5 protein-coding genes are annotated in these 5,067 nt (G+C 78.0%); all 5 read left to right on the forward strand.

What is annotated here, in order from left to right; all coding sequences use genetic code 11:
- Positions 1-114 precede the first annotated feature (114 nt).
- Positions 115-1,164: a glycosyltransferase family 9 protein gene (locus tag AC2CJA_RS23975; RefSeq protein WP_484604767.1), complete on the forward strand. Its 1,050-nt coding sequence runs from the start codon at positions 115-117 to the stop codon at positions 1,162-1,164.
- A complete protein-coding gene (locus tag AC2CJA_RS23980) occupies positions 1,161-2,126 on the forward strand; it encodes a glycosyltransferase (protein WP_484604763.1) in 966 nt (321 codons plus the stop codon). Before AC2CJA_RS23975 ends, AC2CJA_RS23980 begins: the two co-directional genes overlap by 4 nt.
- Positions 2,123-3,343, forward strand: a complete 1,221-nt coding sequence (locus AC2CJA_RS23985) for a glycosyltransferase (RefSeq protein ID WP_484604764.1) — start codon at positions 2,123-2,125, stop codon at positions 3,341-3,343. The genes AC2CJA_RS23980 and AC2CJA_RS23985 overlap by 4 nt, the downstream gene beginning before the upstream one ends.
- Positions 3,340-4,062 carry a D-sedoheptulose-7-phosphate isomerase gene (locus AC2CJA_RS23990; protein WP_484604765.1) on the forward strand — a complete coding sequence of 241 codons (723 nt, stop codon included), beginning with the start codon at positions 3,340-3,342 and terminating at the stop codon, positions 4,060-4,062. Before AC2CJA_RS23985 ends, AC2CJA_RS23990 begins: the two co-directional genes overlap by 4 nt.
- On the forward strand, positions 4,046-5,067 hold a 1,022-nt coding region (locus AC2CJA_RS23995; protein ID WP_484604766.1), incomplete at its 3' end, for a PfkB family carbohydrate kinase. The genes AC2CJA_RS23990 and AC2CJA_RS23995, both read left to right, overlap by 17 nt.

The raw sequence follows: 5,067 nt of genomic DNA on the forward strand, positions 1-5,067 counted from the left end.
GCGCTGGACGGGCCGTGGCCCGGCCCCGCCCGCTCCGGGGCCCGCGCGCCCGTGAGCGCCGTCGCCCACGCGGCCGCCCGCACCGCCGCCCGTACCACCCGCCCGGAGGCCGTCATGAGAGCACTCGTCGCACGTCTGGACAGCTTCGGGGACGTGCTGCTGGCAGGCCCGGCGGTACGGGCCGTGGCCGCGCGCGCCGACCGTGTGACGCTGCTGTGCGGCCCGCGCGGTGCGCCCGCCGGGCGGATGCTGCCCGGGGTGGACGAGGTCGTCGTCTGGGACGCCCCCTGGGTGGGTCTCGACCCGCCGCCCACCGGGCGGGACGGGATCGAGGAGGCCGTGGAGCTGATCGCCGGGCGGGGCTGCGACACCGCCCTGGTCCTGGCCTCGGCCCACCAGAGCCCTCTGCCGACCGCCCTGGTGCTGCGGATGGCGGGTGTGTCCCGGATCGCCGCCGACAGCGTCCACTACCCCGGCTCGCTGCTGGATGTCCGCCACCGGCGCGACGAGCACGCGCACGAGGCGGAGGCCGCCCTGGCACTGGCCGAGGCGGCCGGCTTCCCCCTGCCCGAGGGCGACGACGGGCGGCTGCGGGTGCTGCCGCCGCCTGGGGTGGAGGAGCTGGCCGGGCCGCCGGGCTACGTCGTACTGCACCCGGGCGCGAGCGTGCCCGCCCGCCGCTGGAGTCCGAGGCTGTCGGCCGAGGCCGCCGAGGCCCTGGCGGAGGCCGGGCACCGGGTGGTGGTCACCGGCGTGCCCGAGGAGCGCGAGCTGACCTCGTACGTGGCCGGCAGCGCGGGGCTGGACCTGGGCGGGCGCACCTCGCCCGCCCAGCTGGCCGGTGTGCTGGCGGGCGCGGCGGCCGTGGTCACCGGGAACACCGGCCCGGCCCATCTGGCCGCCGCCGTGGGCGCGCCGGTGGTCTCGCTCTTCTCGCCGGTCGTCCCGGCCGAGCGCTGGGCCCCCTTCCGCGTGCCCCTGGTGCTGCTGGGCGACCAGCGGGCCCCGTGCGCGGGGACCAGGGCCCGCGCCTGTCCCGTCCCCGGGCACCCCTGCCTGGACCGCGTGACGCCCCAGGACGTGGTCACCGCCGTGGAGAAGGCCGCCGCCGAGTGTGGCCGGCAGAGCACAGCCGCCGAAGGCGGCCGGGAGGGCACCGCATGAGGATCCTGCTGTGGCACGTGCACGGCTCCTGGACCACCGCGTTCGTCCAGGGCCCGCACACCTACCTGGTGCCCGTCACCCCCGACCGGGGCCCCGACGGGCTCGGCCGCGCCCTCACCTTCGACTGGCCGGACGGCGTGGTGGAGCTGACGCCGAAGGAGCTGCGGGAGACTGACGTCGACCTGGTGGTGCTCCAGCGCCCCCACGAGCTCGGTCTCGCCGAGCAGTGGCTGGGCGGCCGGCTGCCGGGCCGCGACGTGCCGGCCGTCTACCTGGAGCACAACGCGCCGGACGGCAGCGTGCCCGACACCCGTCACCCGATGGCCGGGCAGCCGGGCCTGCCCATCGTCCACGTCACTCACTTCAACCGGCTGTTCTGGGACTGCGGCCCCTCTCCAACCACCGTCGTCGAGCACGGCGTCGTCGACCCCGGGCCGCTGTACACCGGCGATCTGGAGCGGGCGGCGGTGGTGGTCAACGAGCCGCTGCGCCGGGGCCGCACCACCGGCACCGATCTGCTGCCGCGCTTCGCCGGCGCCGCGCCGCTGGACGTCTTCGGGATGCGGACGCGGGGACTGGCCGGGCGGCTCGGTGTCCCGGAGGAGTGCTGCCGCTCCCACGAACTCCCCCAGCGGGAGCTGCACCGGGCCATGGCCCGGCGGCGGGTGTACGTGCACCCGGTCCGCTGGACCTCGCTCGGTCTGTCCCTGCTGGAGGCCATGCACCTGGGCATGCCCGTGGTCGCGCTGGACACCACCGAGGCGTCCGCGGCCGTGCCCGGGGAGGCCGGGGTGCTCTCCAACCGGCTCGACGTCCTGACCGACGCCGTCCGCGGCTTCCTCGCCGACCCGGCGTACGCGCGCCACGTCGGCGAACGGGCGCGTACGGCCGCGCTGGCCCGCTACGGGCTGCCGCGCTTCCTGGACGACTGGGAACGGCTGATCAAGGAGGTGGCCCGATGAGGATCGCCATGGTGTCCGAGCACGCGAGTCCGCTCGCCGCGCTCGGCGGCCCCGACGCCGGGGGCCAGAACGTGTACGTCGCGCAACTGTCGAAGGAGCTGGCGCGGCGCGGCCACCGGGTCACCGTCCACACCCGCCGGGACTCCCCCGAGCCGCCCGACCGGGTGCCGCTGGCGCCGGGGGTGACCGTCGAGCACGTACCGGCCGGGCCACCCCGGCCGGTACCCAAGGACGACCTGCTGCCGCACATGACCGCCTTCGGCGAGCATCTGGCGCGCCGCTGGTCGGCCCGGCGGCCGGACGTGGCGCACGCGCACTTCTGGATGTCGGGCACGGCCGCGCTGCTCGGCGCGAGGGACCCGGACGTCCCGGTCGTGCAGACCTTCCACGCGCTGGGCAGCGTCAAGCGGCGCCACCAGGGCGCGGACGACACCAGCCCGCCCGGGCGGATCGAGGTGGAGCGGCGGATCGGCCGCGAGTGCGCCCGCATCCTGGCGACCTGCGCCGACGAGGTGTTCGAGCTGGCCGCGACGGGCGTGCCGCCGGAGCGGACGTCGGTGGTGCCGTGCGGTGTGGACACCCTGGAGTTCAGCCCGGCGGACCCGGCCGGACGAGGCGCCCGCCGCGACGGTCCGCACCGGCTGCTGGCGATCGGACGCCTGGTACCGCGCAAGGGCTTCGACCAGGCGATCACGGCGCTGGCACAGGTCCCCGGCGCGGAACTGCTGATCGCCGGCGGGCCCGGGCCCGCGCTGCTGGAGACCGACCCCGAGGCGGTGCGGCTGCGGCGGCTGGCCGGTGAGCTGGGGGTGGCGGACCGGGTGCGGCTGCTGGGCGCCGTGCCGCACGAGCGAATGCCCGAACTGATCCGCGGCGCCGACCTGGTGCTGTCCACGCCGCGCTACGAGCCGTTCGGCATCGTCCCGCTGGAGGCGATGGCCTGCGGGGTGCCGATCGTGGCCACCGGCGTCGGCGGCCATCTGGACTCGGTCGCCGACCGGGTCACCGGGCGGCTGGTGCCGCCGGGCGACCCCGGCGCGCTCGCCCGCGCCGTCGACGAACTGGCCGGCTCCCCCGAACTGCTGCGCCGCTACGGCGAGGCCGGTCGTGAGCGCGTCCTGGCCCGCTTCTCCTGGGAGCGGGTCGCCGACGGCGCCGAGCGGGTGTACGCCCAGGTGGTCGCGCGCCACCGCGTTCCGACGGAGGCGACCCGATGACGACACCCAGGACCACCACGAGGAGCGGCTCCAAGTCCGCTGCCGGGCCCGCTGCCGGGGCTGCCGCCGGGAACGGCGCGAAGGTCCGGCGCGCCCGGACGGCCCCCGCCCCGGCGACGGGGCCTGTCGCCGGTCACTGTGACGAACTGCTGCACGCCCTGGCGCCCTTCCGCGACCAGGCCGGCACCGCCCAGAGCTGGGGCGAGCGCCTGGCACGGGTGCTGGCCGGCGGCGGGCGGCTGCTGGCGGCCGGGAACGGCGGCAGCGCCGCCCAGGCCCAGCACCTGACGGCCGAGCTGGTGGGCCGCTACCGCGACGACCGCCCGCCCTTCTCCGCCATCGCCCTGCACGCCGACACCTCCTCCACCACCGCGATCGCCAACGACTACGGCGTGGACGAGGTGTTCGCCCGGCAGGTGCGGGCGCACGGGCGCGAGGGCGATGTGCTGGTGCTGCTGTCGACCAGCGGCGCCAGCGCCAACCTGCTGTCGGCCGCCGAGGCCGGGCGCGAGGCGGGGATGTCGGTGTGGGCGCTGACCGGGCCCGCGCCCAACCCGCTGGCCGCGGGCAGCGACGAGTCGCTGTGCGTACGGGCGGGCTCCACCGCGACGGTGCAGGAGCTCCATCTGGTGACGGTGCACATGGTGTGCGCCGCGTTCGACGCCGCCCTGGAGGGCGTCCTGGAAGGGAGGAGCGCGGACGATGCCGCCGACGCCTGACCGGATGCCCGGACCGCTGCCCGGACCGCTGCACGGCCCGGCGCCCGGCGCCCCCGCCTCGCCGGGCGGGGTCGCCGCACCGCTGGTTGTGGTCGGCGACGCCCTGCTCGACCGCGATCTGGTCGGCCGCGCGGACCGCCTGGCCCCGGACGCCCCGGTGCCGGTTCTGGAGGAATGCGAGGAGCGGCTGCGCCCGGGCGGCGCCGCCCTGGCCGCCTATGTGGCGGCGCTCGGCGGCCGCCCGGTCACCCTGGTGACCGCTCTGGGGGAGGACCCGGCCAGCGCGCGGCTGCGCGAACTGCTGGCCCCCTGGGTGTCGGTGGCCGCGCTGCCCCTGGGGGGCGCCCTGTCGGAGAAGACGAGGGTGCTGGCCGGGGGCCGCCCGGTGGTCCGGATGGACCGGGGCGACGGCAGGGCCCTGTCCGGCGAGGGCTCCGGCGGGGGCGGGGCCGTGCCCGGGGAGGTCCGCGCGGCGATCGCCTCGGCCCGGGCCCTGCTGGTCTCCGACTACGGCCGGGGCACGGCGGACGCCGTACGCGGGCTGCTGGCGGAGCGGGCCGCCCGGGCGCCCCTGGTGTGGGACCCGCATCCGCGTGGCCGCGAGCCGGTCCCCGGCGCACGGCTGGTGACCCCGACGGCGGAGGAGGCCCGGCTGTTCGCCGGGCGGCTGGACGGCGGGCCCGGCGGCCCGTCCGCTCCGTCCGGCCCGGCGACCGGCGCGGACGCGGCAAGGCCGGCGAAGCCGTCCGGCGAGCCGGAGAGCCTGCACGCGGCGGCCCGCCACGCCCGGGCGCTGGCCGAGGCGTGGGGCGCGGCCTCGGTGGCCATCACCCTGGGCGACCGCGGCGCGCTGCTGTCCTACGGCGATCATCCCCTGCTGGTGCCCGCGCCCGCGCGGCACAGCGGCGACTCCTGCGGGGCGGGCGACCAGTTCGCGGCCGCCGCCGCCGGGCTGCTGGCGGACGGCGCGCTGCCGGAGACCGCCGTACGGGGTGCGGTGGCGGC

This window comes from Streptomyces sp. ATLC9 (genome assembly GCF_057196705.1).

Excerpts from the sequence above, each read along its gene's own strand:
- AC2CJA_RS23985 (WP_484604764.1), top strand. The coding sequence starts at position 2,123 with ATGAGGATCGCCATGGTGTCCGAGCACGCGAGTCCGCTCGCCGCGCTC.
- AC2CJA_RS23990 (WP_484604765.1), top strand. The coding sequence starts at position 3,340 with ATGACGACACCCAGGACCACCACGAGGAGCGGCTCCAAGTCCGCTGCC.
- AC2CJA_RS23975 (WP_484604767.1), top strand. The coding sequence starts at position 115 with ATGAGAGCACTCGTCGCACGTCTGGACAGCTTCGGGGACGTGCTGCTG.
- AC2CJA_RS23980 (WP_484604763.1), top strand. The coding sequence starts at position 1,161 with ATGAGGATCCTGCTGTGGCACGTGCACGGCTCCTGGACCACCGCGTTC.